1 protein-coding gene is annotated in these 302 nt (G+C 71.5%); it reads right to left on the reverse strand.

Annotation, left to right across the window (positions count from 1 at the left end):
- On the reverse strand, nt 1-302 hold a 302-nt coding region (locus F0Q45_RS30585; protein WP_188113224.1), incomplete at both ends, for a SpnB-like Rossmann fold domain-containing protein.

Genomic DNA, 302 nt, shown 5'->3' on the forward strand with positions numbered 1-302 from the left:
GTCCCAGACCGGAGCGGGGCCCGGTGTGTCGGTAACCGGGGTGAGGCGGGGGGTGTGGGCGGTGTGGTGGCGTAGCGCGAGTTGGGGTTCGGTGTGGGGCAGGGCGGCCAGGATGTGGGTGAGCAGGGGGGTGGGGGTGTGGTCGGTGTCCAGGGTGGTGATGCGGGTGGGGTGTTCGTTTTGGGTGGTGTGGATCAGCGCCCAGGTGGCGGCGTGGGCGAGGTTGGGGGTGTGGTCGTGGGGGCCGGTGGTGATGGCGTGGTGGGTCAGGATGGCCAGGTGGGTGTGGGCGGTGTCGGGTC

It is taken from the genome of Mycobacterium simiae (genome assembly GCF_008370645.1).
In the GTDB taxonomy this organism is placed as follows: domain Bacteria; phylum Actinomycetota; class Actinomycetes; order Mycobacteriales; family Mycobacteriaceae; genus Mycobacterium; species Mycobacterium simiae_A.